Raw genomic sequence first — 26,007 nt, 5'->3', positions numbered from 1 at the left:
ATCATTATTGGTGTATCTTTGATATAAGTATTGAAGTTCTTCGTTATGTAACTTGCAGATATGTAAATAGATAGCGATTAGTCTAAGTGCTTTAGCCTTGGGAATCATTCTTAAAGTTTGATGTGGAAATCTTCTTTAAGATACTGATTTTCAAGGCTTTAAACAAATAAAATCACAAATAAAAAGCTCATAATCAGGTGTTTAATCCATAAAGTTTCTATAGCTTTTTAACCCTTGATTCGCATTACTACTTGATACTATCCCTGAAAAATCTTGATACTTACTACTTGATACTATATTAAAAAGACGATTGTCCTTTAATTAGAACAATCGTCTTTTACATGTCTTGCTGTGCAGATACTAATTTTTATACTTTGATAATTTCCCTTCGTTTATTTCTTCAAGGAAACCATTCTCGTTAATTGCGTAACGGGCATAGGTGGTATCGGTATCAATTTTGTATTTTGTAACAGATTTTGATTTTTTGCGCGTTTTAGAGCGTAAAATGAACATAACTACCGAGAAACAAATTACGGCAAGCAGTGCAGCGATTTGGAAAAATATAACAGGCATAACGTTTAAAATAAATTATTTACTACGCACATCTAAAACGGTGATAAAAAACTTAACGGTTTATAATTTTAGCTGTAATCGTTACCAATACATAGCTAAATATGTGCCAACATTTTATTAACGTTTATGCCGAGGAGAATGTTACAGTTTAGGGGCAAAAAAATGCGAATATTTGTCCTGTCAATTGAAAACTTACGAAGTTTTGGAAACCTCGTAAGTTTATTGAGATCAGGGCGGAAATTCAACCCCTAATTTGAAGTTGTACTTATAAATTATAAAACGAGATGGCGTTGCCTCCCCAAAATTGCTCCTGCTCAGTTGCCGATAATTTTGAGGTGTAGCTTTGCGTTACCTGCATAGTACCTTCATAGCCGCCGGCCAGCAGGCAAACAGGCCAATCGGAACCGAACAAGACGCGGTTGGGGCCAAAGGCGTTAAATATTGCATCAAGGTACGGGGTAAAATCCTCCACTTTCCAGTTACCCCAGTCGGCTTCTGTGAGCATTCCCGAAATTTTGCAGGATACATTTTCATGTTTGGCCAACGCTTCTATGTCCTTTTTCCAATCGCTTATCTTCTTATCCTTAATGTGTGGTTTTGCCAAATGATCAACCACAAACTTTTGATTGGGAAAGTTACCTGCCAATTGATTAGCAAAGGGCAGATGCCGCGGAAATATCAGGATATCATAGGTATAGCCGAACTTTTCAAGCATCCCTATGCCTTTTTGGAAAGCCGGTTGCAGCATGTATTGGTCATCAGCCTCTGATTGCAAAACATGCCGGAACCCTTTAAGCTTATCATATTTTTTATATCGCTGCAGCTGTTTTTCAAGATCATCGGCTTTCAGGTTTACCCAACCTACTACCCCTTTTACAAAAGGGCTGGCGGCAGCATGATCCAGCAAAAAAATGGTTTCTTCATCTGTTTGGCTGGCCTGTACAGATACACAACCATCTATGCCGTGTTGTTGTAAAACAGGCAACAGATCTACAGGCGAAAAATCACGCTTTATGGCCACCATGTGGTCGTCAATCCAACTATCCCGTACGGGGTCGAAGATCCAGAAATGCTGGTGCGAATCTATCTTAAGCATATGCCACTACGTTTTGTTTTTGCTCGCCAAGACCATCAATACCTAATTCAATAACATCGCCGGGTTTAAGATAAACCGGTGGCTTCATACCCAGGCCAACACCTGCGGGCGTACCTGTAGATATGATATCGCCGGGTAAAAGGGTCATAAACTGGCTGGTATAGGATATAACCTGCGGCAGGCTAAATATAAAGTTTGATGTGGTGCCATACTGCATAATTTCGCCATTCACTTTTAGCCAAAGGTGCAGGTTGTGCGGGTCTTCAATCTCATCAGGAGTTGCCAAAAACGGGCCAAGCGGCGCAAAGGTATCACAACCTTTACCCTTATCCCAGGTACCATTACGCTCCAACTGGAACTCACGTTCGGATACATCATTGTGCAATACATAACCGGCAACGTAACTCATCGCGTCGACTTCATCAACATAGGATGCTTTTTTGCCTATAACTACGGCAAGCTCAACCTCCCAATCGGTTTTTACAGAATTTTTAGGGACTACTACATTATCATTAGGGCCAACAATAGCCGAGGTAGCTTTCATAAAAATTACCGGCTCGGGTGGCAGCGGTGCGTTAGTTTCATGCGCGTGATCGGCATAATTTAAACCGATGCAAATAATTTTCGACGGACGCGCGAAAGGGCTGCCTAAACGCACATCATCAGCAACTTCCGGCAAATCGGCATTTTTTATAAATGCGGCTAAACGGGCAAGGCCATCGGTCTCAAAAAATTGTTCCGTATAATCTTCGCCAAAAGCCGAGGTATCATATTTTTTATTGTTAAGGATAACACCTGTTTTTTCTTTACCGGTTTCGCCAAATCTGATAAGCTTCATAATATCTTGTTAGTTTGTTGTAAGTTGAATAATAGTATCATGGGCATCAGCCGCAATGCCTGTTGTGTACACAAAAACGCCCTCGGGCTGCTGCTTAAATTTAAGGTTATCGCTGCTGCCAAACAGTGCTACTTTTGCAATTTTAGCCTTTATTTGTGGTATAAAAATATAGGGCAGCTTTGGCATTGCCATAATGTGCGCATACATGGTTTTGTTTTTATAAGTCACCACTCCCCAGGGTTGCGGCGCAATGGCGTTACCGCGTGTGCCGTAAATACTGGCGCCGTTTTTTTGCATCCATTTACCCACTACAGCAAGGGTATCGGTAAATTCAGGCTGAATTTTCCCATTTGGCATGGGGCCTATATTTAACAGGAAATTGGCGTTACGACCGGCCGCGTTAACCAGGTAATGAATAATCTGGCTAACCGATTTAAAATTCCGGTCGGTAATATTAAAGCCCCAACTGTTGTTAATGGTTTCGCAGGTTTCCAGGGGCAATGTGCCTATTTCTGATTTACCGCTAAAGCCGGTGGTATTATTACCGGGCAGGTCTTTTTCAAACATCTGAAAATCCTCACCATCCTTTGGCGCCAGGTGATGGTTGTTACCTACCAAAATAGCCGGGTTAAGCTTATGTATCAACCCGTATATTTCATCATAATGCCAGTTTACATCACGTTCCCAGCCCCCATCAAACCAAATGCCCTTTACACCTGGGTATTTAGTAATCAGTTCAGTAAGCTGGGCCTTCATAAAGCTGATGTAGCTATTCCAGTCGCCTTTTACCGGCAGGCCATTTACAATTGGGTTGCCGTAGCCATAATCGGGCCGGCCCCAATCCAGCAGCGAATAATAAAAGTGGAGTTCAATCCCCTCTTTAACACATTCCTGCGCTAATTCCATCATCGGGTCGCGATGATAAGGCGTGGCATCTACAATATTATAAGACGATACCTTTGTGCCAAACATGCTGAACCCATCATGGTGCCGCGAGGTAACAGTAATGTATTTCATCCCCGCGTTTTTGGCAAACTGCACCCAATCATGGGCGCTAAAACCCTGCGGATTAAAAAAATCAGCAAGCCTTTTATAGCTACCGTAAGGAATGTGCTTCTCGTTCATTACCCATTCGCCTGCCCCAAGTTGACTATAAATACCCCAGTGAATAAAAAGACCAAACTTCATATCGTCAAAGTTTTGCCTGGCAGCAATATTTTCAGCAGCAGGCAGGTAGGCGGATGTTTGCGCATTTACCTTAAGGGCGAATAAAAGCAAACTTGCTATTACTATTTTTTTGATCATTATTTTTTAATTATTGAGGGTGATAAAGCCGCCATCGATAGGATAATCTGTACCTGTAATAAAGCCTGCCTCGTCTGAGCATAAATAAAGGGCCAATGCAGCGACTTCTTCCGATTTACCCATCCGGCCAATAGGCTGGCTTTTTGAAAGTTTTTCAAAGATCTCGGCTTCCTGGCCTGCGTAATTTTTAGCGATAAAACCATCCACAAAAGGCGTATGGATCCGTGCCGGCGAAATACAATTGCAACGGATGTTATCGTGCAGGAAATCGCGCGCTACCGACAGCGTCATGGCGTGAATAGCGCCTTTGCTCATGGAGTAAGCAAACCTATCGGTAATGCCAACGCTGGCCGCTATTGAAGCTGTGTTCAGGATCACCCCTCCCCTGTTTGCCTTCAATATGGGGATAACAGCATAAAGGCAATTATAGGCGCCTTTTACGTTTACATTAAATACCTTTTCAAAATCGGCGGTACTGGTGGTATCAGCACGGCCAATATGAGCAATACCGGCATTATTGATTAAAATATCAATAACACCAATGCCTGTAAAGGTATCTACCACTTGTTGCTGGTTACTTACATCGCAGGCATAGCCTTTGGCTTTGCCGCCGGCGGCCTCTATTTCGGCAACGGTATCGGCCGCCGCTTTATCATTTAGTTCGATAATGTGAACTGTGGCCCCCTGCTGCGCAAAAAGTATTGACATTGCCCTGCCTATCCCGCTGCCACCGCCGGTTATTACTGCTGATTTATTGGTTAGTTTGAACATAAGCCCATGGCCCCCTCTAAATCTCCCCCGGCAGGGGAGACTTTTTGTTTGATTAAATTAACAATTATTTAAATTCTTTTAAAGCCCTCCCTACCGGGGAGGGTTTGGGAGGGGCTTACAACGACACTCCCCTTTTCCATGGTATAAAATCGTCCTGGCCCAATTTTACTGATTTTGGTTCAATTTCGCCATTGGCTACCTGTATTACATAATCGAGGATCCGTTCACCGGCCTGTTGAATGGTTTCATCGCCCTCGATGATGGTACCGCAGTTAATATCGATAATATCGGGCATACGCTCAAACATTACCGTATTGGTTGATAGTTTAATTACAGGTGAAATGGGGTTACCTGTAGGCGTGCCCAAACCAGTAGTAAACAAAACTATATTAGCGCCCGATCCTACTTCGGCCGTAGTGCTTTCCACATCACTGCCGGGGGTACATAATAAGTTTAACCCGGGCTTAGTTACCTTTTCGGGATAATCCAATACCGCGGTTACCGGCGATGTGCCACCTTTTTTGGCTGCCCCGGCCGATTTAATGGCATCGGTAATTAACCCATCCCTGATATTACCTGGCGAGGGATTGGCATAAAAGCCAGAGCCATCGGCCTCGGCGCGGGCGTTGTAGGTAGTCATCAGCTGCATAAAGCGGTTGGCGGTTTCCTCATCGGCACAGCGATCGCTCAGTTCCTGCTCTACCCCGCAAAGCTCCGGAAATTCGGCCAGAATAACCGAGCCGCCCATGGTTACCAGCATATCTGATACATATCCTAAAGCAGGATTTGCCGAAATGCCCGAAAATCCGTCAGACCCCCCACACTCCATACCAATGCATAGTTTTGAAAGCGGTGCCGGCTGTCGTTGGGTTTGATTAGCTTGCACCAGGCCCGCAAAAGTTTGTTTAAGGGCTTGGTTCAGCAATTCACTTTCGGTGCCTAATTTTTGCTGCTCCAGCACTACCATTGGTTTGTTAAAGGCCGGGTCGCGTTTGGCTATTTCGGCTTGTAATATGCTAACCTGCGCGTGCTGGCAACCAAGGCTCAGCACCGTTGCCCCGGCAACGTTTGGATGGGTGATGTAACCTGCAATCAATCCGCACAAAGCATCCGAATCGTCTTTGGTGCCGCCGCAGCCCATGCTATGGTTCAGGAATTTGATACCATCGATATTTTTAAACAGGCGTTTTGAATTAGGTTTATCAGCGCTTACCTGAATATCGGCATTCAGGATCTCTTCAACTGATTTACCTGCCTGGTAAAGCTCCATTAGCTGCTCTACATCGCCCTCATAGCTTTTAGCTTTTTTATAGCCAAGCTTATCAACCAAAGCTTCCTTTAAAACCTGGATGTTCCGGTTTTCGCAAAATACCAGCGGTACTACTATCCAGTAATTTGCAGTACCTACCGATCCATCGGCACGGTGATAACCGTTAAATGTTTTACCCGCAAAATTTGTGGTATCGGGCTGGTGCCAGTTAAGCTTACGCTCGCCTAAGTGAAAGCCCTCCGAGGCATGGTGTACGTTGGCCGTAGTAAGCAAACCGCCTTTAGGTATAGTTACCGTGGCCTTACCTACCAATACACCGTACATATAAATTTCTGCATCTTGTGCCAATTTGTTAATAGCAAATTTGTGCTTGGCGGCCACACTGTCAACCAGCGGAAAGTTTTCGCCCTCAAAATTAATTATTGTGCCGGCTTCGAGGTTTTGAAGCGCTACCAGCACATTATCATGTGGGTGAATCCTTAAAAATGTTTCTTTTTGCGACATTATATTTTTTGGTTCATGGTTCATAGACCATGGTTCATGGTAATTATTTCACAGCGAAAAAGTACGCTCTTACTATGAACTATTAACCATGATCCATGAACTAATTTAATTAAGTGACAATTCAATAACCGGTATCTCATACGGCGGTTTAGCGGGCATGGTAACCTCCAAATCGTCAGATCCTGATGGTTTGTACAACAACTCCGAATGATCGTTTAAAAACTGCGCATATTTAATTTTCCCGGCGTAACCAGGTAGTATCAGCTTACCCTTGGGGTAATCAAACAATTGCACGTATAGTTTTTTTGTTGCTTTATTATAAGTAAGTTTTGAACCCTCGGGTATTTTATAAGTATCCGGGGCATAAGTACAGTTGTAAATTGATTTATCGTTTGCATGCATCCAATGTGCCAAACTATCCAGCGCATTTGTGGCGCGGTAATCAAATTCGCCGCGGGCTGTTGGGCCTACGTTAAGGATAAGGTTACCGCCATTACTTACAGAAGTTATCAGCAAATCCAACAATTGGCGGTGGGTTTTCCAGGTGTTTTCATCGCGATAGTATCCCCATGAACCCGAAAATGTTTGGCAGGTTTCCCATGTTTTACCACGGTATTTGGCCAGTTCGGCAGTGCCTACCTGTTCCGGGGTTTCAAAATCAGCGCCATCTTTATATTCTTCCAGGTTAAGGCGGTTGTCTACAATGATGCCGGGCTGCAATTTCCTGATCAGTTTTAGCAGTTCAACAGATCCCCACTCGTCTTTACCCTTGCCATGCCCATCACCACGCGGGAAAGAAAAATCGAGCCAAAGGATATCAATTTTGCCATAGTTGGTTAACAGCTCGGTTATCTGGTTGCGCATATACTGCCTGTATTTGGCCATATCGCGGTTTTTATTCAGCTTGGCGTAGCTGGCGTCGCTTTTATCTTTTGGCGATTGCGGGTGTATCTCATCAATGGTGTAATCGGGGTGGTGCCAGTCTAACAATGAATAATAAAAACCAACTTTTAGCCCCTGAGCCCTAAAAGCGTTTACATACTCGCGTACCAAATCGCGTTTGGCTTGTGTATTAGGCGCTTTATAATCGGTATACTTTGAATCGAAAAGGCAAAACCCTTCATGGTGTTTGGTGGTAAGCACCGCGTATTTCATACCGGCAGCTTTGGCTTGCCTGGCCCATTTTTGCGGGTTAAAATAATCGGGATTAAACTGATCGAAATATTTCTGGTAACCGGCATTGTCAATCTTTTCGTTATGCTTTACCCACTCATGCCTTGCCGCGCCCGAGTATAGTCCCCAGTGAATGAACATACCAAAGCGGCTGTCTTTCCACCACTCCATACGCTTATCTTTCTGGGCATCGGTTTCGTTGCCAATCATTTTTTGTTGCGCCGATACCGACATAGCGGCAACCAGCACCAGGAGCATGGATAATTGAAGTTTTTTGAACATGAGATGTATAATTTAGTTGACAGGTTATTATTTATAGCTGAAATATTTTATTCATTAAGACCCATTTTTCGCCCTTTTGGGCGCCTTTAACAGCTTGTTGATATTTCCACATCAGGCTTTCCCAGTCCTGCACCTTAGGGTTGGCGGCATCTGCGGCCGATTTTTTTTCGAAGCTGAAAGTATCATCGGTTTCCATGATCATAAACAGGCGCACATCAAAGCGGTAAATTTCCATATTGGTGATGCCGTAATCGGTAATACTTTTATGAATCTCGGGCCAGATAGCCTGGTGGTATTTTTCATATTCGGCAATCAAATTGGCATCGTCAACCAAATCAAGCGTTAAACAATATCTGCGGGCCATAAATAGATTTAAAAGTAGTATATCGGTTATACAAAGAAATAAAGTTTACAGGTAAATAGTTGGTATAAAATGGTTAAAACATTCAGCTTTTTTGGCATAGGAGCCCCCTCTAAATCTCCCCAGGTAAGGGAGACTTTTTATTTTCCCTTTTTCAATCTCTTTTCGTTGCCTTTGACTCAAATGTGTACGATAATAGTAGCCAGAAGATGATATACCGCCTAAATCTTCGCGACAGAAAAATTTAAGACTTGCTTAACCTTAACACTCCCCTACCGGGGAGAGTTAGAGGGGGCTTATTCATTCCTTAACGAACTGGTGGGATTTGCCAGCGCAGCCCGGAAGGTGAGGTAAAATGTAGTAGCCACAGCTATCGCCACTAATGCAAATACCGGTAACACAAACTGCCACCAGGTAAGCTGCACCCTAAAGGCATACCTGTTTAACCATTCGCTGATAAAAATGTATGCCAGCGGGATAGCTACCAGGCTGGATACCAGGATAAGTTTTACCACATCCCAGGTGAGTAACGAGATAATACTTTGTACCGATGCCCCCAGCACTTTGCGTACACCAATCTCTTTGGTACGCCGCGCTGCCGAATAAGCCGTTAAACCAAACAGGCCGATACAGGCAATAAAAATGGCCAGCGACGAAAACAAGGTAAACAAATGGCCAAATTGCGTATCCTGCCGGTATTGGCGGTTGTAAAAATCGTCCAGGAAAAAGAAATCAAATGATGATTCGGGAAAGCTGTTATTCCATGTAGCTTTGATGTTATCAAACATTTGCGGCATATTATTTTGGCTCACTTTGATAGAGAAATAACTCGACGGAATCCAGGATAGCGCCGGATCCATAAACAAAATAAGCGGCGTATATTTTTGCTGTAACGATTGCTGGTGATAATTTTTTATCACGCCAATAATTTCCTCGGGGTGTTTATCGATGGTTTCTACCCACACCTTTTTACCAACGGCGTCCTGAGCCGAAGCAAAACCAAACTGTTTTACCGCCGATTCATTCATCACCACACCGACAGAGTCGGCTGGGCGACTTTTATCAAAAGCGCGGCCGGCTATCAGCTGCATACCATAGGTTTGCATAAAATCGTGGTCAACCTTTAGCATTTCGTAAGTACGTTCCTCTGATTTTGGTGCGCCAAAACGCCTGTTGGCTAAAAACATGCCTACCTCTTTACCGGGAACCGCGCCCGAAATAGTTACCGCTTTTACGCCGGAAAAACCTATTAAGGTGTTTTTGAAAGCTGCAATTTTTTGACCATAATCTGGCGTATTAACCGGTGTTTTGATGACAATGGTCTGGTTGATATTTACACCTGTGTTTTGGCTGCTCATGTAAACTATTTGCCTGTACACTGCAAAAGTTGCCGCTATAAGCAGTACCGATGCCATAAACTGGAAAGCCACCATACCCCTGCGCAGTAACACCCCGCTTTTTGAAAATGCAAAGCGGCCTTTAAGTACGGCTATAGGCTTCATCCTGGCCAGCACCGTAGCAGGATAAATACCCGAAAGCAAAATACTGCCAATAAACACCATGGTAATTTTCAATAACAGCGGGCCGGTAAAAAGAAGCCCGTAGCTGCCCGCGCCATATAAATAATGTATTAAGCCATACCTGGCTACTATTACCAGCAAAATTGCCATCAATAATGCTATAACATTGATGATAACCGATTCTGTTAAAAACTGCATAATTAATTGTGGCGCATGAGCGCCGCTAACTTTACGGATGCCTACTTCACGCGCCCTGTCGACAGATTTGGTAGTAGCCAGGTTAATGTAGTTAATACAGGCTATCAGCAGGATAACGTACGAAATAATACTCAGAAAATTTACAGCAAAGCGATTGCCTTTGGCCTCAATTTCGTACGGTTTGGCGGGGTTTAAATGAATATCGGCCAGCGGCACCAGTTGGATGGCCCATTTTAACTCTTTGAGCGAAGGGCCGGTTTTATAATGCTCGGCAAGGGCCGGAAATTTAGCTTCCAGCGCCGGGATATTAGTATTGGGCTTTAGTTTTATAAAGGTATAGCTTTCATGCTGGTACCAAAAGTTTTTGGCAAATTCAGCAGTGTTTGCCCATGAGATAAGCATACTGAACTGCATGGTGGAGTTTGCTGGCAAATCTTTAAAAACACCGGTAACCATACAATGCAGGGTATTATCCAAACGGCTTATATCCAATATCTTGCCCATGGCATCGGCATTCCCAAAATATTTTTTTGCCGCCGACTCCGAAATAACTACCGAATTGATACGGTTGAGCGCCGTAAACTTATCGCCTTGCAATAAGGGATAGGCAAAAAAATTAAAAAAGTTACTATCGGCAAAGCAAGCATGTTCTTCACGAAACTTGATGTTGTTGTACCGCACAACACGTTCAGCACTGTTCCAGTTTATACGGGTATAAGAGGCTATTTCCGGAAAATTGGCCTTCATGGCCGGTGCATACCCATTGGTACTCGTAGGCCAGCTATCGGTTAGGTTATCGCCTTTGTAAAACTGGCTCTCTACCCGGTAAATATTATTGGCATCGGGATGCTGCGTATCAAAACTTTTTTCGAAATTAACGTAGGCGCAAATCAAAATAAATGCCGCCAGACCCAATGCCAGGCCAATTATATTAATAAAAGTATAAACCTTGTTTTTAACCAGATTGCGGTAAGTAACCAGGAGGATATTGCGGATCATATGTAACGGTTGATTGCTAAATATAAGAAAAAAATCAGCCCCCTCTAAATCTCCCCCGTAAGGGGAGACTTATGTTTGTCAATAAAAAACCCTCCCTTCCGGGGAGGGTTTGGGTGGGGCTCACGAATTCTTAATAAACTCTTTCTGGTACATCAGCGGGCTTTTGCCGGTTACCAGTTTAAAATGTTTGTGAAAGGTTGAAAAATTATTGAACCCGCTATCGTAGCATAATTGTTTAATATTCAGCTTGTCCTCTATCAACAATTTACAGGCGTGACCTACTTTTATTTCGATGATGAACTGCGAAAAGGTTTTACGGGTTTTTGATTTAAAGTAGCGGCAAAAGGAATTGGAGCTTACGCCGGCTATTTCGGCAATCTCGTCCAGGTAAATCTTCTTCCTGAAATTTTGCATTGAGTACTCATAAATATTGTTCAACCGGTCATTCTCCGAATCGTTATGATCGTATTTAAACCCAATAGAGGCCATATAAGCCGAAGGGGCGCTGGTGGCAATAGCATTTAATGCCTTCAGCAGCATAATAATCCGCTCGGCGCCGTCGGTACTTAGCATAGCGGCCATTTGGGCGGCTACTTTTTCTTTTGCCGTCCCGGTAACCTGCAACCCGCGTTTTGATTTTTCGAGCAACACCTTGATCAGTTTATTTTCGGGTAGTTGTAAAAATTGCTCGCCCCAAAAGTTTTCGCAAAAGTGTACAACAAAAACCTCTACCCCATTTTTATTTTCACCGGGGGTAAAATATAAATCGTCAAAACGCCAGTAGTGTGGCAGGTTGGGGCCAACCAACACCATATCGCCCGATTTGAATTGTTTGATGCTATCGCCTATGAACTGCGTACCGCTACCTTTTTTCAGGTAGATCAATTCCAGTTCGGGATGGCAATGCCAGCGGTTATTAATATCGGGCAATACATCGTGCCGAACACTAAACGAGTGTGCAGGGCCCGATGAAACTTTTAGTAACAGCGGTTTCATTCAGCTTAATTTACAATTTATGCGCTAAATATAATCAATAATTGTAAAAAAAGCTGATTATAGTATTTTTTTAGTCGTTTGAAAAAAAGAGCAAGCACTATGCTCAAGTTACACGATATATTTTAATATATTGCCATCTGATAAACCCAATTATTCATTAATGAAACCTTATTACAAATTACTGCTACCGGCATTGCTTTTGCCTTTATTTTCTGTAGCACAAAGCAATTACAAACCCGGTTACGTGGTAACGCTTAAAGGCGACACCCTGCGCGGCGAAATAAACCAGAAAGAATGGTTTGGTAATCCTAAAAGCATCGAATTTAGAGGCACTGCAGGTGTTAAAACCTACACGGTAGATGACATAAGCTATTTTGAATTGCTTAATTCATCTATTTATCAAAGGTATTCCGGCGAGATCAGCATGGATGAAACCAATATATCAAAGCTGCAAGTTGGTATAGACTCAACTAAAAAGCAGGATGTGGTATTTTTAAGAGTGGAGCAAAATGGACCCAATGTAACCTTGTATTCATACATCGATGCAAAAAAAACCAGGTTTTTTATCGCTGATAATAAAACCGATCAGGTTAAGGAACTTGTTTACCGGATTTACTATTTGCCAGATCACGGCGTACAAACCCGCAGCGAAAATATTTACATACCACAACTGTATGACCTGGCCATTAAATATAACCCGGCATCGGAGAAATTAAAACGCGAAATAGAAAATGCTACTTATAGTTTACCCGACCTGAAAAACATTTCCCAAAAGCTTAACAATATTACTGTAGATAAAAAAACCTACGGTGGTAAATCGGCGTGGAAATTTTTTGCCGGCGTGGGTGTTAATGCTACGCTGTTTACAACCAGCCCGGGCACCAGCCAGGGTACCCAATTTTACAACGCTAAAAACACAACATCTGTGTACCCCGCAGTGGCAGCAGGCATAAATTTATATCCAAACCCAAGTGTTGGCAAACTCATTGTACGTGGCGAAATAATGGTTACCGGAGCGGCGTATAAGAACTCGGTAGATCTTTATTATAACCAGCCGGATATACCAAAATCTGATTTTAATGTAAAGGAATTTTTAGTTATTGTTAACCCGCAGGTGGTATACAACATTTATAACACCAACGATTTTAAATTCTTTATCGACGCCGGTATATCCTATACTTTCGTAAAAACCACGGGCAATTCTATCTACAACAGCCATCTTCAAACAACTATGTCCAACTACCTTTCTCTAAGTTCGGGACTGATCAGTTTTCCTATTAAGCTGGGTGTAACTTTAGGTAAAAAAGTGGATATATATGTTTCTTATTCCACCCCTGCAGCTATTACCAATAGCAAGAATTATACTATAAATGCAAACAGCATTAAAGCGGGCATTAACTACGAGTTTTAAAGTAAAAGAAAAGCGTCCCGGTATCTCACCTCCGGGACGCTCCGTTATTGCTTAAACCAATAACATCAACTAAATCCAGATCAACCTCGCGTATGATCATTGCTTGCCATCTTTCTCAGGGATGGCCAGATTTTAAATATCGTTTGGGGCTTTATCCCTCATTAAAACGGCCCGCCGCCCGGAGGTGGTCCGCCCGGGCCAGGGCCACCCGGACCACCAGGCCCCATTGTTGGTTTCTTGCCTGCAAATTTCTGTAGCTTAAGTGTAAAACTTAACAAATAATACCTGCCCAGCCTGTTACTGCTGGTTTGGGTTACATAGCTGCCACTCTGCGTGCTGGTATAACCCGTATTTTGATTAAACACGTCCATTGCCGATAGGCGGATAGTACCCGCATTTCCTTTCAGAAACCTGCGTTCAACATAGGTGTTTAATATATTGGGATTGGTTGCACCTTTGTAACCGTAATAAAACATTTTCGAGTAATCGTAGCTTACTGTCCAATCTTTCCACAAATAATTTTTGCCGTTGATACCCAGGTTAAGCGAACTGAAATTATTATTGATATTGGCCGTAGTGATCGAATTATTCGATTTATTTACCGCATAGGTTGTACTAGCCTCGGCATCTACAACATCAGTAATACTCAACCGGAATCTGACGCCTTGTGACAGCACCAGGTTTTTTGCAATATTTTTCTCGGTTGTCATGGCATAGCTGGCAGAATCTACATTACTTATATAAGAGATGTTATTGTTGTATGCAATGTTGCCTATAAAGAATAAATTATATTTTCTTTTTTCCCATGGCTTGGCAAATACATAAAAGCCTTGTGCCGAGTAGTAACCATCGGCATTTAAATACTGGGTTAAAATACTTCCGGCCAGTTTGCTGTTTGGTGTGTACGTTTTAGGGTAATTAATGGTATTGGCCACTATCTTATTATCAGTAGTTGTGAAAGATAAATTGCTAAAAAACACATTGCCGCTCTCGAAATTAAACTTGTTGTACCTGATGGATAGGTTGTTATTAAACTCCGGCTTTAAATCGGGGTTACCTTGTACGGGGTATGATGCATTGCTAAAATCGGTAACAGGTTGTAGCTCGGTATAAGTTGGCTGGTTGCTCACCCCGTTATAGTTTAAGCTTAACGATTGGTTGCGCGAGAAGTTATAAATGAACCTGGCATTGGGCGCTAAGTTAAAAGTATGACTATCTGTTGGTGAAGCACCGTTGGTTAAGGATTGCCCCCGAAGTATGGTCGGCTGTGCAACCACACCTAAGGTGTAATTATATTTTTTATCGATAAAGCGATAGTTTACTCCAAAACGATTGGTAATAAATGTGGAGTTGTAATTATTGCTCAGTAAGCCATAATAATCTTTGGTAACCCCGTCAACGTTCAGTGTATCGGTCAGTTTATCGGCAGTGGTATAGGCATAGTGGTAGGCATATGTTAATTCAACATAACCTTTTTTGCTTATGGGCTCTAAAAAGGATACGCTTGTACCCAAACTATCGGTACGGCTGTTGGTATTTATAAACTGGTTTAACGGCGCATTTGCAGCCCCATCAAGGTAAGTGTAAACCGGGTTTTGGTATTTATTGATCTTGTATGACCCTGCACCAACATTTACACTAAAGTTGCGGCCTTTGCGGGCAAAACGATGGTTAAATAACACATTGGCCCCATAATTTGGCTCAGTTTGATTACTGTAGGTATCAAAATTATAGTTAGTTATGGTTTGCGAGTTATTAACCAGCAAACTGCTGCCTAACTGTGTGGTAGTTACCCGCGCGTAAGCAAATGACGGTGTAATTTTTATGTAGTTAACCGTATCGGGCTTAATTTCGATATTGAAGTTGAAGCGATGGTTCAGCTTTTCGTTGTTTTGGGTATTGTTATTGGTGTTGGTGCTTGGGTTTGATGTAGATATGTTGTTTTGAATGGTTTTGTTAATGGTATATATCGAGTTATCGGCAAAGCTATAGCTGCCATAAGCGGTAACTTTTTTGCCCCAGCTATCGCGGTAATTAAGGCCAAATGACCGGGCTGTAGTAATACCGTTGGAGTTACTGCTGTTGCCCCCCGGAGGCCCACCCGGGCCGCCACCCCTTGGACCACCACCGTTAAAGCTAAACAGGTTGGTATTGGTGTTATTTAAGTTGCCCAAAAAGGCCAGTTGCTGATCGCCGTTAAACTTGAAAAAATTTGCCGACGCCACGTATCGGTTCCCTTCCTGGCTGTTAGGGATGCCGGGGATAGCGTCGCGGCCCCCACCTAAGCTGGCCTGGCCAAAGTAGCCATAGTTTTTGCTTTGCTTTATGGTAATGTTCAGTATTTTTTCGGGCTCGCCGCTTTTTACGCCGGTAAGGTTGGCCTGATCGCCGTAATCATCAATAATCTGGATGTTTTGTACAATATCGGCGGGCAGGTTTTTGGTGGCCGATTTTACATCGCCACCAAAAAAGTCTTTCCCGTTTACCCTTACTTTGGTTACGCTTTTACCCTGTGCGGTAATGTTGCCGTCTTTATCTACATCAACCCCGGGCAGTTTTTTTATTACATCCTCCACAGGGGCATTATCACGAACCGGGTAAGCCGCGGCATTAAATTCAACCGTATCCTCTTTAAGCTTTACCGGGTTAACATCAGATATGGTAACCGTGTTAAGCATATAAGTGTCATTTTTAAGAATGATTGGCTTTAACAATACAGGGGTGCTGGCATTATCCAACACAAAACGACGGCGCAACCCCTGGTAACCTATCGAGTTTAAAACCAGGCTAAACTGGTTTGTTTTTACATCATCAAAGGTAAATGCACCCTTACTATCGGTAATTACTTTGGTACTATCGGTACCTGTTAGCAATTTAACAGTAGTACCCGGTAAGATTGCCCCGGTCGAGTCGGTGACAGTTCCCCTAACCCGCCTGCCCGTTTGGGCAAAGGTTGTGAGGCTAAACAGCAGTGCTGCGATTATCAGATATGTAGATTTAAGTTTCATGGTGTTGTGGCTTATTAACAACACAAAGCAATAACATCAGCATCGCCCCCAAAAACGCAATAGACAGGGGCACTACAAACGTAGACGAAGGCACGCTTTTCACCTATAAACCCATGTATTTGCCACCTTAAACTCCAATAACATTATTTAACGGTTAATTTTGGCCATTTGTCGGCAAGTTATGCCTGTTAGGCGATTATGGTTGATTGATAGCCAATTGGTTTAGTAATATTGAACGATTATTAAACCGCCATCGAAAATCTTCAGGTCAAGATTTTCTGTCGAAAAATAAAAAACATAAATAGTCTTGATTCTCGTATCTTGACTTCTGATTATAACCAGCAATGAGCCTCAAATCAAAAAGCACTACGATTACTATCCTGATTCACGTATTAATATGGGCCGTACTGGTTTTTGCGCTGCTTTTATATCAGCCCCTTACCTGGAATATTATATTACCTTATCAATTCTGGGTAAAACAGGCTTTGGTTATTGTTGTGCTGGTGGTTGCTTTCTATGTCAATTCTATTGTACTTGTGCCGGTATATCTATTAAAAAACCGCACCGGAATGTACTTCCTGATTATCATTGGGTTAATAATAGCCATATATTTTTTAAACAACCTTTTCGACAGTGCATTAAATATGCACCAATTAATGGATGCAGCTACGCACAAACACAACAGGCCGCCAAAACAGGGTGGCGGCAAAAATCATATTTTTGATTTTGTAATTGTGTTTATTATGGCATTGGTATTGGGTATCAGCACCAGCATTACCGCTATTCAAAAATGGCAGGCCGATATCAGGCTACGCGAGACTTTAGAACAGGATAAGATCAGCTCGGAGTTATCATTCCTGAAAGCGCAGATCAATCCGCATTTCTTTTTCAATACGCTAAACAACATATACGCGCTTACCCATATTAATGCAGATACATCGCGCAAGGCTATTCACCAGCTTTCGCGGATGATGCGGTATGTGTTATATGATACCCAACATGGCGCCGCCCTGCTAAGCCAGGAAATAGCCTTTATAAAAGACTACATCAGCCTGATGGAACTGCGCCTTACCGATAAAGTGACGGTTACATTCAATCCCCCCGCCGTGGTTAATGACATGACTGTTGCTCCCATGATATTTTTACCATTTGTTGAAAATGCCTTTAAACACGGCATCAGCGCTACGCTACCGAGCGAAATCCTCATCAGCGTTGAACAAAATGCCGAGATGCTGGAACTAAGGGTAGAAAACTCCATTTATAAAGACGCCAACCCCAACCTGGAAGAAAACAAAGGCATTGGCCTTACCAATACCCTGCGCCGTTTAGATTTGCTTTATGCCGGCAAATACACATTGGATATAAAGGAAGATGTCGACGCAAACACCTATAAAGTTCACTTAATACTCAACCTGTCATGATATTAAACTGCATAGCCGTTGATGATGAGCCCCTGGCCTTAGGCCTGGTTTGCGCCTTTATTGAACAAACGCCCTTTTTAAAACTTAAAGGCCGCTATAGCAGTGCGGTTGAAGCGCTGGTTGGTTTGCAGGACCAAAAAGTTGACCTTATTTTCCTGGATATACAGATGCCCAACTTAAACGGCATCGAGCTGGCCCGTGTGCTGGATAGCCGCGGGACCAATAAACCGCGCATCATTTTCACCACCGCTTACAATCAGTTTGCCCTTGAAGGTTATAAAGTTGACGCGCTGGATTACCTGCTTAAACCTTTTAATTACGAAGAGTTTTTGCACGCCGCAAACAAAGCATTAAGTTATGCCGAACTGTTACAGCGCTCAACCAGCCCAGCCCCCGCAGCAACAGCCGCGCCCGAAGAGCACCGCATTGAGGACGATTACCTGTTTTTAAAGATAGAGTACCAACTGGTACGCATAGCGCTTAAAGATATCCTGTACATAGAGGGCCTGAAAGATTACGTTAAAATATACCTGCAAGGCACCGAGAAAGCCCTGCTTTCGCTCACCAGTTTAAAGTCATTGGAAGAGAAACTGCCATCAAAACGTTTTATGCGGGTACACCGCTCGTTCATTGTATCGTTAGATAAGATAAACTCCATTACCCGCAACGCACTGCAAATTGGCAAGGTAAACATTACCGTTGGCGATCAGTATAAGGATGCTTTCGGGGTATTTTTGAGTAAGTGGGTGTAAAGCCTCACCCTGCCCTCTCCAAAGGAGAGGGTTCTAAAAATCACGGAAAATATAATCGAACCTTTCCTACATGCTAATCAAAAGTCCTCTCCTTTGGAGAGGATTTAGGTGAGGCTCCTTTTATTGCAATTTTTTCTTTCCCATTCTCCCGCATTAAATAATAATCCCTAATTTTATTTTATGCAAGAGGTAACAGTATCCTGGCTTAAATCGCTCGAAGCTTTAGAGCATGTCCCGGATGATCAGCTGCAATGGCTGATAGATAACAGTGAATACAAAATTATTGAAGATGGTACGCTGCTTAATGAGCCTGGTACCCCCGCCACCGGGCCGCATATTATTGTTGAAGGCAGCATGCGTTTTTACATGTTGCAGAGCCGCGGCCGCCGCGATTTTGTTGCCGCCGGGCCTGGAAGTATAACAGGGTACCTTCCGTTTTCGCGGGGCCTCATTTCAAAAGGCTATGCCGAAGCAATTGGCGAATTACATATATTGAGCTTCCGTACCGAGCGGATCAATGAAATGATCAAAAATCATTTTGAGCTTACCCAGGCGTTAGTGCACATCATGACCAACCGCGTGCGCGACTTTACAGCCCTGCAGCAGCAAAATGAAAAAATGATGGCCCTGGGCAAACTATCCGCCGGGCTGGCCCACGAGCTCAATAACCCGGCATCGGCCATTGTACGCGATTCCACATCACTAAGCAAGCATTTACAGTTAGCGCCCGATGCCGTAAAAGGCATGTTTGCCATCAAAATGACCCCCGAACAGGTTGATGGTGTAACCGGCGAAATGTTTAAAGTGCTTGGGGCAAAAGAGGGAACACGCCTGAGCCTTAAGCAACGCACGCAGAGGGAAGACGAAATTGGAGAATGGCTTGACGAAAACGAGATAGAAAACAGTTATGAAATAGCCGAAAGCTTTGTTGATTTCAATTTTACGTTAGAAAACCTCGACGCTTTAAAAAGTTATATCCCAAAACAGTTTTTGTCGACCATCCTTAACTGGATGAGCAACAAGCTGGTGGCCGAAAAAATGATCCAGGATATCCAGGAGTCATCCAAGCGGATAGCCGAACTGGTAAGCTCGGTTAAAACCTTTACGCACATGGACCGCGGGCAGGATAAGCAGTATGCCGATATCCATATTGGTATTACCAATACGCTTACCATGCTGGGGTACAAAATTCGTAAAGGAAATATTACCGTTGTTGAAGATTTTGACCGAACTTTGCCCGAAGTAAAAGCGCTGATTGGCGAACTTAACCAGGTTTGGACAAACCTTATTGATAACGCCCTTGATGCCATGGCACCGGCGGGCAAAGGCATCCTGACCATTAAAACCCGGCGCGACCGGGAATTTGTGGAAGTTTTTATTATCGACGATGGCCCCGGCATCCCCGAGGATATCCAAAGCCAGATCTTCGATCCGTTTTTTACCACTAAAGAGATGGGCAAGGGTACCGGCATGGGGCTTGAAGTGGTGCAACGGATTGTAAAACAACACCGCGGATCGATCAAAGTAAAATCGACGCCCGGTTGTACAGTATTTAATGTTTGTTTCCTGATTGACGGGTAGCAAAACATTTTTTTAGTTAAAGCATTAAACATCAAGTCAAGATATAAGAATCAAGATAAGCGAAAACACAAGAATTAATATTCTGCCGACCGTTTCTTTATTAAAAAAAAGTTTAGATTAGGTTATCATTGTCTTCTTTCTTGATTCTTGAATCTAATGTCTTGATTCTTTTTAATTATTACCTGTAGCAAACCCTATGAATCGACCTATTATATTTTCAATTGATGATGATCAGCAGGTACTACGGTCTATTAGCCGTGATTTGCGATCACAGTACGGCAAAGAGTACAAAATATTAAGTACAACATCGGCACAGGAAGCACTGGAAACGCTTACCGAACTTAAGAATGGTTCGGATGTAGTGGCCCTGTTTCTTTGTGACCAGCGCATGCCCGAAATGGAAGGCGTTAAATTTTTAGAAAAAGCAAAAAAAGTATTTCCTGATGCCAAACGTGTATTACTTACGGCATACAGCGATACTGAGGCGGCCATAAAAGCCATCAACGATGTGCAGCTGGATTATTACCTCATGAAACCATGGGATCCGCCGGAAGAAAAACTTTACCCGGTAATAAATGATTTGCTTGCAGACTGGCATAACAGTTATATTCCCGAGTTTGTAGGCATCAAACTGGTTGGATACCAGTTTTCGCCGCAATCGCATGTGATAAAAGATTACCTGGCCGGCAACCTTATCCCCTATCGCTGGCTTGATATCGAAAAAAATGTTGATGCAGGAAGCTTGTTGGCTTTAAACAACCTATCTACAGATTGCCTGCCTATGGTGTTTTTTGAGGATGGCAGCTACCTGCAAAAACCATCAATACAAGGCATAGCAGCCAAGCTGGAAAAAAACACCCAAACATTAACTGATGTTTATGATGTGGTGATTATAGGCGCCGGCCCCGCCGGCCTTGCCGCAGCGGTTTATGGCGCATCCGAAGGTTTAAAGACCTTGCTGATTGAGCGTAAAGCTCCGGGCGGACAAGCAGGCACCAGTTCGCGGATTGAGAATTACCTGGGTTTCCCGGCAGGCCTGAGCGGTGCCGACCTTACCCGCCGCGCCATTACACAGGCCATGCGTTTGGGCGCCGAATTTTTATCGCCGCAATCGGTTAATGATATCAAACAAAAAGATGGCTACAAAACCATTATTTTAGATGACGGACCCGAAATTATAAGCCGTACCGTAGTGATAACTACCGGCGTTGATTACCGCAAACTGGAGGTTAAAGGCGTTGAAAACTTTACCGGCGCCGGCATTTATTATGGCGCTGCCACTACCGAAGCCTCGGCTTGTACAGGCAAAGATGTTTATGTGATTGGCGGTGGCAACTCGGCCGGACAGGCGGCCATGCACCTTTCAAAATACGCCACCAAGGTGCACATTGTGATCAGGCGGGAAGATTTGGTGGCAACCATGTCTGCATACCTGATTACACAAATCAGCGAAACGCCCAACATTGAAGTGCTGGGCAATACCGAGATTGTAGAAGCACACGGCGGCAACTGCCTTGAAAAATTAACCTTAAAAAACTGTATAACGCAAGAAACTTTTACCAATAAGGCTGCTGCCCTATATATCTTCATTGGTGCTAAGCCCTATACCGATTGGATTAAACTCGACATTATAAAAAACAACAAGGATTTTATTGAAACCGGACGCGAGCTGCGCAGCTATGAAAACTTTAACAAAGTATGGAAGCTTAAGCGCGATCCGTTTTTACTGGAAACCAGCTGTTCAGGTATTTTTGCCGCCGGCGATGTACGCGCCGGGGCCATGAACAGGGTAGCATCTGCCGTGGGCGAAGGTTCAATGGCAATTAGTTTTGTTCACAAATATTTAGCTGAAGTTTAACAACACAACATGCAAAACGACGACGAAATATGCCAGCACCTGGCGGCAGTTACCGATATTAAACAACCAAAGGATTACCTGTGCGAAGAATGCATTAAAACACATTCATCATGGATGCATCTGCGTACCTGCCAAACCTGTGGCATAACGCTGTGCTGCGATAGCTCGCCCAATACCCACATGACCAAGCATTTTGAAGCCACCGGCCACCCGGTCGTGATCTCGGCCGAACCCGGCGAAAGATGGTTATGGTGCTATGTGGATAAAGCGGTGGTGGGGTATTGAGGTTCGAGTTGTGGGGAGCGTGGTTCGTGTGTTGCCGAATTGTCCGCCGCTGGGTACATCGGGCAACACACGAACCTGGAACCCCGCAACACGATCCCGAAACCACGAACCCTAAAACTATCCTTCCAGGTACCTATCCAGCGAAATTGGGCCTGAGCCTATGATGGTGAACACCGACAGGAGGATTAATGCGGTTACGGATGGCCATTCAAGGGTATTTATGGGTTCCCGGAAAATGCCGGTTACAAACACAGCTCCCAACACAATGGGGATCTGGATAAGAGATGCCAGCCGGGTAAATATACCAAGGGTTATCAGGATGCCGCCAATCATGTGGGCAAACGTTACGTAATAAACCAAAACCATCAATACACCGGGCGATAGATCTACAACATCCTGGCTGTCAATAAGGTCGCGCAGGTAGGCTGTGTTTTCCATAAAGGCAATGCCTTTCAACAATAAAAATACGCCAAGCGCAATACGTACAACATCAAGAAATTTAGGGTGATGCGTATCGCCCCAGTGTTCAATTTTATGAACTACGCTCATGACAGCCTCCTTATTTTTTTAAAGTATAATTGGTTTTGTTGGGCAAGCGGCTCATTGGAGATCAAAGCGGCTTGCTTGCACTATATAAATATAGTAACAAACTTGTTATAATTGCAAATTGTTTTTTTTCGAGATATAATCATAGGTCATTTAAAATCAACTTATTAAATTGACTAACTGTTGTATTATTACAAAAATGTGCGATGGATATAAATTTCGATCATAATAAACTACTCAAAAAAATAGCAAAACAACGATTGAGCACCTACGGTATTATTCAAAAAGGAACATCAAGAACTTTTCTGAAGGATCATGGCTGGTATACCATCGTAATTGAATTTCAGCCTTCGGGGTTCGGCAAGGGCACTTATTTGAATGTTGGTGTAGATCTCAACTTTTATCCGCAGCAACATTTTTCGTTCTCTTACGATTATAGGCAAAAGGAATTTCTCGAAGCCAAAAATGAAGATCAGTACACTGAGGTAGTTATTGACTTTTGCAATTTCGCCATAAAAAAAACCAAAAAGCTGGAAACCGATTTCAGCGATATTGGAACCGCTATCGAAACAGTAAAGAAGTCGGGTAGCAAAGAGTTGTGGAATAAATATAATTTGGCAATATTATATGGTTTAACAGGTAATTTACCCAAGTCAAAGAGGCTTTTAGATGAAATCCGAGAAAAAAAACATCAATATGATTATGAATTCGAACGACAAAAAGTCGTGATAAGCATACTAAGCTGCATGGATGAACTCGAGCCATTTATTAATAAAATCCAGGACATCATTGCGCAAACAAGGTCACTTAAAAAGCTGCCTGTTTATTTATTAGGAAATTTTACCGAAGTAAAAACTAAGCGAACTATCGGTAAGCGTGTATTGTCATTTTTCGACAGATGAGTATCCTATTTATTCAATCCCCACTCGGTCATTTAATACAGGATCGCTTGCTTCAAATTTGGTCTCAAATGGCACCATCAAATTATCAAGGCCGCCATTATCAAGCAGCTGTTTCTGCTGTTTTACAAAATCTGTTACATCTTCAATTTTCCTGATTTGATGTTTGCCAAAATCTTCCAGCATTTTCCCTTTTAAACCCAATTGAATAGCACGGCGCTGTAGTTTATTTCCGTACGGGTCATGATCGGGGTCCCATTGCAAGCGCACGTCCTTTTGATCCAGATCATTTTTCCATTGTTCGTGGCTTTGGTAATATTTAGGGTTAAATGAAGATATGGCTGCTTCGCCCAGGATTTTCTCTAAATCCGTCTTTTGAATCCAAAGGGCAAGCACTCTTTCCTGGTTTTCCTTTTCGGCCCAGCCGCAACGGTACATCATCCATAAAAAATTGGGTTTTATCCACGACATCCGGCTATAACTATAATGGTTACCGCCCAGGTACTGGTTTTTTACTGCAAAATCGGCGATGTTACGATTATAAGCCTGGTAAACAACAATAAGGTTTTCGGTTTGGTGGCCTAATAAATGCTGGCCGGTTTTGGGCAATCTTTGGATACTATCCCGGTATAATTCGGTAGTGATGTGTAGCAGATTGTTTTTTGTTAAATTGGTATTCATTAATGTATTATATATTCATATTTTGATCCTTACAGATCATATTCCTTCAACCAACCTCTTAAGGTGGCCAGGTCTTTTTTTACAGCAGTTGTAAACGCTTCCCTGCTTATAGTTAATTGTTTAGCGCCATCCTGTGCGCCGCCAAGTTCATATTCGCAGTGCAGGCTCATAGGGCCGTTTATTTTTTGCTCCTTTAATATACGAAAATATTTTGAAAAATCCACCATGCCCTCGCCCAAAGGCACACTTTTTACCTGCCATTTTCCATCTTTTTTGTCCCAGTAAAAATCTTTCACATTGGTGGTTTTAATCCGAGGGATAAGTGTTTGGATAGATGTAGGCCAGGTATCGGCTCCTTCGGTAGTGGCGTGCCGCACATCATACCGGCAGCCTATAAAATCAGGATTGGTTCCCTCCATTCCCAGCCAAAGGTCCCAAACCGAGGCGCCAAATAACTCGCCCGAATGGTTTTGATAAGCGCCATGTATGTTATATTGCTTATTAAGGGCCTCAAGTGCTTTAAACTGTTTGTTTATCGCCTCCAGGTTTTCGGGAATACTGATGCCTTTATTATAATCCAGCCAGGCCATACGGTAATACTTAATTCCCAACGCAGATGCCGCTTTTAAAATATCATGGGTGTATTTTTCATCTGGCGATTTAATGTTGGTTACAATGGTATAAACTTTTAAACCTGCCTGCTCAACCGCCGCGACTACTTTTGGCAGGTCGGCAGCCACATTCTCCGGCAATACATGCCCTCCGGGTCTTACTGTCAGGTCTACCCCATCAAAGCCCATATCTGCCGCCAATGAGGCCATATCAGCGTAATTGAGCCAATGCAAATGCTTGGAGAAAATGCTTACTTTAACTTTTCCGGGGGATGTATGGCCTGCATAAGCACTATTTAAGCTTCCGGGCATCGATAATCCTTTGGCGTTTAAACCCAATGCCATACCGGCGGTTGCCATTGTAGCTGCAGCGATAAACTTTTTGCGGCTGATGTTTTCCATAAGCTTTATAAATTGGTATGGCAATATACCAAAGCCAGATGGAATTTCAGAAGAAGAGTTGCGGGAGTATCAAGCCGGAAGTATTAAGCCCGAAATCATAGAAAAATTGGTTTATATCTTACGTATCGACTTTGTTCAGTCACGATAACTTAAGGCAAAATGTATTTATCAATCGAAACCAACATATTCCTTTTGCTTAACCTCAACATAGCCCGCGGTATTATCCCGATTGATATACATCACGATATGAAAAAAGTCGTTGTCAAACTGGTAAATGTTATTTATCGTATCGGCTCCCTGGAACTTCATGGGCAAACCTTGTTTTTTTGCCTGTGATATTAAATGAAAAATCTGTTCGGGGTGTGCTGTTTTATAGGTTACGGTACGCAGTATGGCCCCGCTGCTTAATTTCAAAGCTACTCCAATATCTACCGATTCTTGTTTTTTTTCGGCGTCGGTTTTACTTAAACGCTCAATGGTATTGCCATCAACCTCCTGGGTATAGGCCTTTTTAAAGCCTTTAGCCAAAACCAGGTATTTGTGTGCATCGGCATTTGTTAGGTTGGTTAAATTGGTAAGGTCATTAACTGTTATGCTTTGGCCAAACAGGTTGGCGCTGCAAAAACATAATAACGCTACAAACAGGAACTTTCTCATTTTAATTAT

At 43.0% G+C, this 26,007-nt stretch carries 22 protein-coding genes; 7 read left to right on the top strand and 15 right to left on the bottom strand.

Going from position 1 to position 26,007, the window contains the following annotated elements; genetic code table 11:
• Positions 1-360 precede the first annotated feature (360 nt).
• The 10 genes from AC1DXF_RS21050 to AC1DXF_RS21005 form a co-directional block, all read right to left on the bottom strand.
• Entirely contained in the window at positions 361-573 is a 213-nt protein-coding gene (locus AC1DXF_RS21050) for a hypothetical protein (RefSeq protein WP_477450673.1), read from the bottom strand.
• 265 nt (positions 574-838) lie between these two features.
• Positions 839-1,669 (bottom strand): amidohydrolase family protein, encoded by an 831-nt coding sequence (locus AC1DXF_RS21045; protein ID WP_477450672.1) that lies wholly within the window; start codon positions 1,667-1,669, stop codon positions 839-841.
• Entirely contained in the window at positions 1,662-2,507 is an 846-nt protein-coding gene (locus AC1DXF_RS21040; protein ID WP_477450671.1) for a fumarylacetoacetate hydrolase family protein, read from the bottom strand. Before AC1DXF_RS21040 ends, AC1DXF_RS21045 begins: the two co-directional genes overlap by 8 nt.
• Before the next feature lie 9 nt (positions 2,508-2,516).
• The gene (locus AC1DXF_RS21035) at positions 2,517-3,812 is read right to left on the bottom strand and encodes an alpha-L-fucosidase (protein ID WP_477450670.1); all 1,296 of its coding nucleotides are present in this window, start codon (positions 3,810-3,812) and stop codon (positions 2,517-2,519) included.
• A 6-nt stretch (positions 3,813-3,818) separates the two neighbouring features.
• Positions 3,819-4,583: an SDR family NAD(P)-dependent oxidoreductase gene (locus AC1DXF_RS21030; protein WP_477450669.1), complete on the bottom strand. Its 765-nt coding sequence runs from the start codon at positions 4,581-4,583 to the stop codon at positions 3,819-3,821.
• A gap of 115 nt (positions 4,584-4,698) precedes the next feature.
• Positions 4,699-6,357, bottom strand: a complete 1,659-nt coding sequence (locus AC1DXF_RS21025) for a UxaA family hydrolase (protein WP_477450668.1) — start codon at positions 6,355-6,357, stop codon at positions 4,699-4,701.
• Between the two features lie 105 nt (positions 6,358-6,462).
• A complete protein-coding gene (locus AC1DXF_RS21020) occupies positions 6,463-7,812 on the bottom strand; it encodes an alpha-L-fucosidase (RefSeq protein WP_477450667.1) in 1,350 nt (449 codons plus the stop codon).
• 31 nt (positions 7,813-7,843) lie between these two features.
• Positions 7,844-8,176 (bottom strand): L-rhamnose mutarotase, encoded by a 333-nt coding sequence (locus AC1DXF_RS21015; protein WP_477450666.1) that lies wholly within the window; start codon positions 8,174-8,176, stop codon positions 7,844-7,846.
• Positions 8,177-8,469: 293 nt separating this feature from the next.
• A complete protein-coding gene (locus tag AC1DXF_RS21010) occupies positions 8,470-10,890 on the bottom strand; it encodes an ABC transporter permease (protein WP_477450665.1) in 2,421 nt (806 codons plus the stop codon).
• 120 nt (positions 10,891-11,010) lie between these two features.
• A complete protein-coding gene (locus AC1DXF_RS21005) occupies positions 11,011-11,886 on the bottom strand; it encodes an AraC family transcriptional regulator (protein WP_477450664.1) in 876 nt (291 codons plus the stop codon).
• A 160-nt stretch (positions 11,887-12,046) separates the two neighbouring features.
• Between AC1DXF_RS21005 and AC1DXF_RS21000 the strand changes: the two genes are divergently transcribed.
• Complete coding sequence (locus AC1DXF_RS21000) at positions 12,047-13,297, top strand: hypothetical protein (protein ID WP_477450663.1); 1,251 nt, start codon at positions 12,047-12,049, stop codon at positions 13,295-13,297.
• A gap of 161 nt (positions 13,298-13,458) precedes the next feature.
• Here AC1DXF_RS21000 and AC1DXF_RS20995 read toward each other — a convergent pair whose 3' ends face one another.
• Positions 13,459-16,305, bottom strand: coding sequence for an outer membrane beta-barrel protein (locus AC1DXF_RS20995; protein ID WP_477450662.1), 2,847 nt, complete (start codon positions 16,303-16,305; stop codon positions 13,459-13,461).
• A 344-nt stretch (positions 16,306-16,649) separates the two neighbouring features.
• On the opposite strand from AC1DXF_RS20995, the gene AC1DXF_RS20990 reads away from it, so the two are divergent.
• From AC1DXF_RS20990 to AC1DXF_RS20970, 5 genes are all read left to right on the top strand, one after another.
• Entirely contained in the window at positions 16,650-17,726 is a 1,077-nt protein-coding gene (locus tag AC1DXF_RS20990; RefSeq protein ID WP_477450661.1) for a sensor histidine kinase, read from the top strand.
• A complete protein-coding gene (locus AC1DXF_RS20985) occupies positions 17,723-18,478 on the top strand; it encodes a LytR/AlgR family response regulator transcription factor (RefSeq protein ID WP_477450660.1) in 756 nt (251 codons plus the stop codon). The genes AC1DXF_RS20990 and AC1DXF_RS20985 overlap by 4 nt, the downstream gene beginning before the upstream one ends.
• A gap of 180 nt (positions 18,479-18,658) precedes the next feature.
• Complete coding sequence (locus tag AC1DXF_RS20980; RefSeq protein ID WP_477450659.1) at positions 18,659-20,059, top strand: ATP-binding protein; 1,401 nt, start codon at positions 18,659-18,661, stop codon at positions 20,057-20,059.
• 196 nt (positions 20,060-20,255) lie between these two features.
• Positions 20,256-21,917 carry an FAD-dependent oxidoreductase gene (locus AC1DXF_RS20975; RefSeq protein ID WP_477450658.1) on the top strand — a complete coding sequence of 554 codons (1,662 nt, stop codon included), beginning with the start codon at positions 20,256-20,258 and terminating at the stop codon, positions 21,915-21,917.
• Between the two features lie 9 nt (positions 21,918-21,926).
• Positions 21,927-22,202, top strand: a complete 276-nt coding sequence (locus AC1DXF_RS20970) for a UBP-type zinc finger domain-containing protein (RefSeq protein ID WP_477450657.1) — start codon at positions 21,927-21,929, stop codon at positions 22,200-22,202.
• Positions 22,203-22,319: 117 nt separating this feature from the next.
• Here the strand turns inward: AC1DXF_RS20970 and AC1DXF_RS20965 are convergent, their stop codons facing one another.
• The gene (locus AC1DXF_RS20965; RefSeq protein ID WP_477450656.1) at positions 22,320-22,751 is read right to left on the bottom strand and encodes a DoxX family protein; all 432 of its coding nucleotides are present in this window, start codon (positions 22,749-22,751) and stop codon (positions 22,320-22,322) included.
• 203 nt (positions 22,752-22,954) lie between these two features.
• Between AC1DXF_RS20965 and AC1DXF_RS20960 the strand changes: the two genes are divergently transcribed.
• A complete protein-coding gene (locus AC1DXF_RS20960; RefSeq protein ID WP_477450655.1) occupies positions 22,955-23,650 on the top strand; it encodes a hypothetical protein in 696 nt (231 codons plus the stop codon).
• A gap of 9 nt (positions 23,651-23,659) precedes the next feature.
• On the opposite strand, the gene AC1DXF_RS20955 is transcribed toward AC1DXF_RS20960, so the two are convergent.
• The 3 genes from AC1DXF_RS20955 to AC1DXF_RS20945 form a co-directional block, all read right to left on the bottom strand.
• Positions 23,660-24,328 (bottom strand): DUF4291 domain-containing protein, encoded by a 669-nt coding sequence (locus AC1DXF_RS20955; RefSeq protein WP_477450654.1) that lies wholly within the window; start codon positions 24,326-24,328, stop codon positions 23,660-23,662.
• Positions 24,329-24,357: 29 nt separating this feature from the next.
• Entirely contained in the window at positions 24,358-25,341 is a 984-nt protein-coding gene (locus AC1DXF_RS20950; RefSeq protein WP_477450653.1) for a sugar phosphate isomerase/epimerase family protein, read from the bottom strand.
• Between the two features lie 168 nt (positions 25,342-25,509).
• A complete protein-coding gene (locus tag AC1DXF_RS20945; protein WP_477450652.1) occupies positions 25,510-25,998 on the bottom strand; it encodes a hypothetical protein in 489 nt (162 codons plus the stop codon).
• Positions 25,999-26,007: the final 9 nt, after the last annotated feature.

The organism is Mucilaginibacter sp. P2_A5 (assembly GCF_056404995.1).
This window is presented reverse-complemented; position numbering and strand designations above follow the sequence as displayed.

Coding starts and splice junctions, on each gene's coding strand:
- AC1DXF_RS21050 (WP_477450673.1), bottom strand. CDS start 573: ATGCCTGTTATATTTTTCCAAATCGCTGCACTGCTTGCCGTAATTTGT.
- AC1DXF_RS21045 (WP_477450672.1), bottom strand. CDS start 1,669: ATGCTTAAGATAGATTCGCACCAGCATTTCTGGATCTTCGACCCCGTA.
- AC1DXF_RS21040 (WP_477450671.1), bottom strand. CDS start 2,507: ATGAAGCTTATCAGATTTGGCGAAACCGGTAAAGAAAAAACAGGTGTT.
- AC1DXF_RS21035 (WP_477450670.1), bottom strand. CDS start 3,812: ATGATCAAAAAAATAGTAATAGCAAGTTTGCTTTTATTCGCCCTTAAG.
- AC1DXF_RS21030 (WP_477450669.1), bottom strand. CDS start 4,583: ATGTTCAAACTAACCAATAAATCAGCAGTAATAACCGGCGGTGGCAGC.
- AC1DXF_RS21025 (WP_477450668.1), bottom strand. CDS start 6,357: ATGTCGCAAAAAGAAACATTTTTAAGGATTCACCCACATGATAATGTG.
- AC1DXF_RS21020 (WP_477450667.1), bottom strand. CDS start 7,812: ATGTTCAAAAAACTTCAATTATCCATGCTCCTGGTGCTGGTTGCCGCT.
- AC1DXF_RS21015 (WP_477450666.1), bottom strand. CDS start 8,176: ATGGCCCGCAGATATTGTTTAACGCTTGATTTGGTTGACGATGCCAAT.
- AC1DXF_RS21010 (WP_477450665.1), bottom strand. CDS start 10,890: ATGATCCGCAATATCCTCCTGGTTACTTACCGCAATCTGGTTAAAAAC.
- AC1DXF_RS21005 (WP_477450664.1), bottom strand. CDS start 11,886: ATGAAACCGCTGTTACTAAAAGTTTCATCGGGCCCTGCACACTCGTTT.
- AC1DXF_RS21000 (WP_477450663.1), top strand. CDS start 12,047: ATGAAACCTTATTACAAATTACTGCTACCGGCATTGCTTTTGCCTTTA.
- AC1DXF_RS20995 (WP_477450662.1), bottom strand. CDS start 16,305: ATGAAACTTAAATCTACATATCTGATAATCGCAGCACTGCTGTTTAGC.
- AC1DXF_RS20990 (WP_477450661.1), top strand. CDS start 16,650: ATGAGCCTCAAATCAAAAAGCACTACGATTACTATCCTGATTCACGTA.
- AC1DXF_RS20985 (WP_477450660.1), top strand. CDS start 17,723: ATGATATTAAACTGCATAGCCGTTGATGATGAGCCCCTGGCCTTAGGC.
- AC1DXF_RS20980 (WP_477450659.1), top strand. CDS start 18,659: ATGCAAGAGGTAACAGTATCCTGGCTTAAATCGCTCGAAGCTTTAGAG.
- AC1DXF_RS20975 (WP_477450658.1), top strand. CDS start 20,256: ATGAATCGACCTATTATATTTTCAATTGATGATGATCAGCAGGTACTA.
- AC1DXF_RS20970 (WP_477450657.1), top strand. CDS start 21,927: ATGCAAAACGACGACGAAATATGCCAGCACCTGGCGGCAGTTACCGAT.
- AC1DXF_RS20965 (WP_477450656.1), bottom strand. CDS start 22,751: ATGAGCGTAGTTCATAAAATTGAACACTGGGGCGATACGCATCACCCT.
- AC1DXF_RS20960 (WP_477450655.1), top strand. CDS start 22,955: ATGGATATAAATTTCGATCATAATAAACTACTCAAAAAAATAGCAAAA.
- AC1DXF_RS20955 (WP_477450654.1), bottom strand. CDS start 24,328: ATGAATACCAATTTAACAAAAAACAATCTGCTACACATCACTACCGAA.
- AC1DXF_RS20950 (WP_477450653.1), bottom strand. CDS start 25,341: ATGGAAAACATCAGCCGCAAAAAGTTTATCGCTGCAGCTACAATGGCA.
- AC1DXF_RS20945 (WP_477450652.1), bottom strand. CDS start 25,998: ATGAGAAAGTTCCTGTTTGTAGCGTTATTATGTTTTTGCAGCGCCAAC.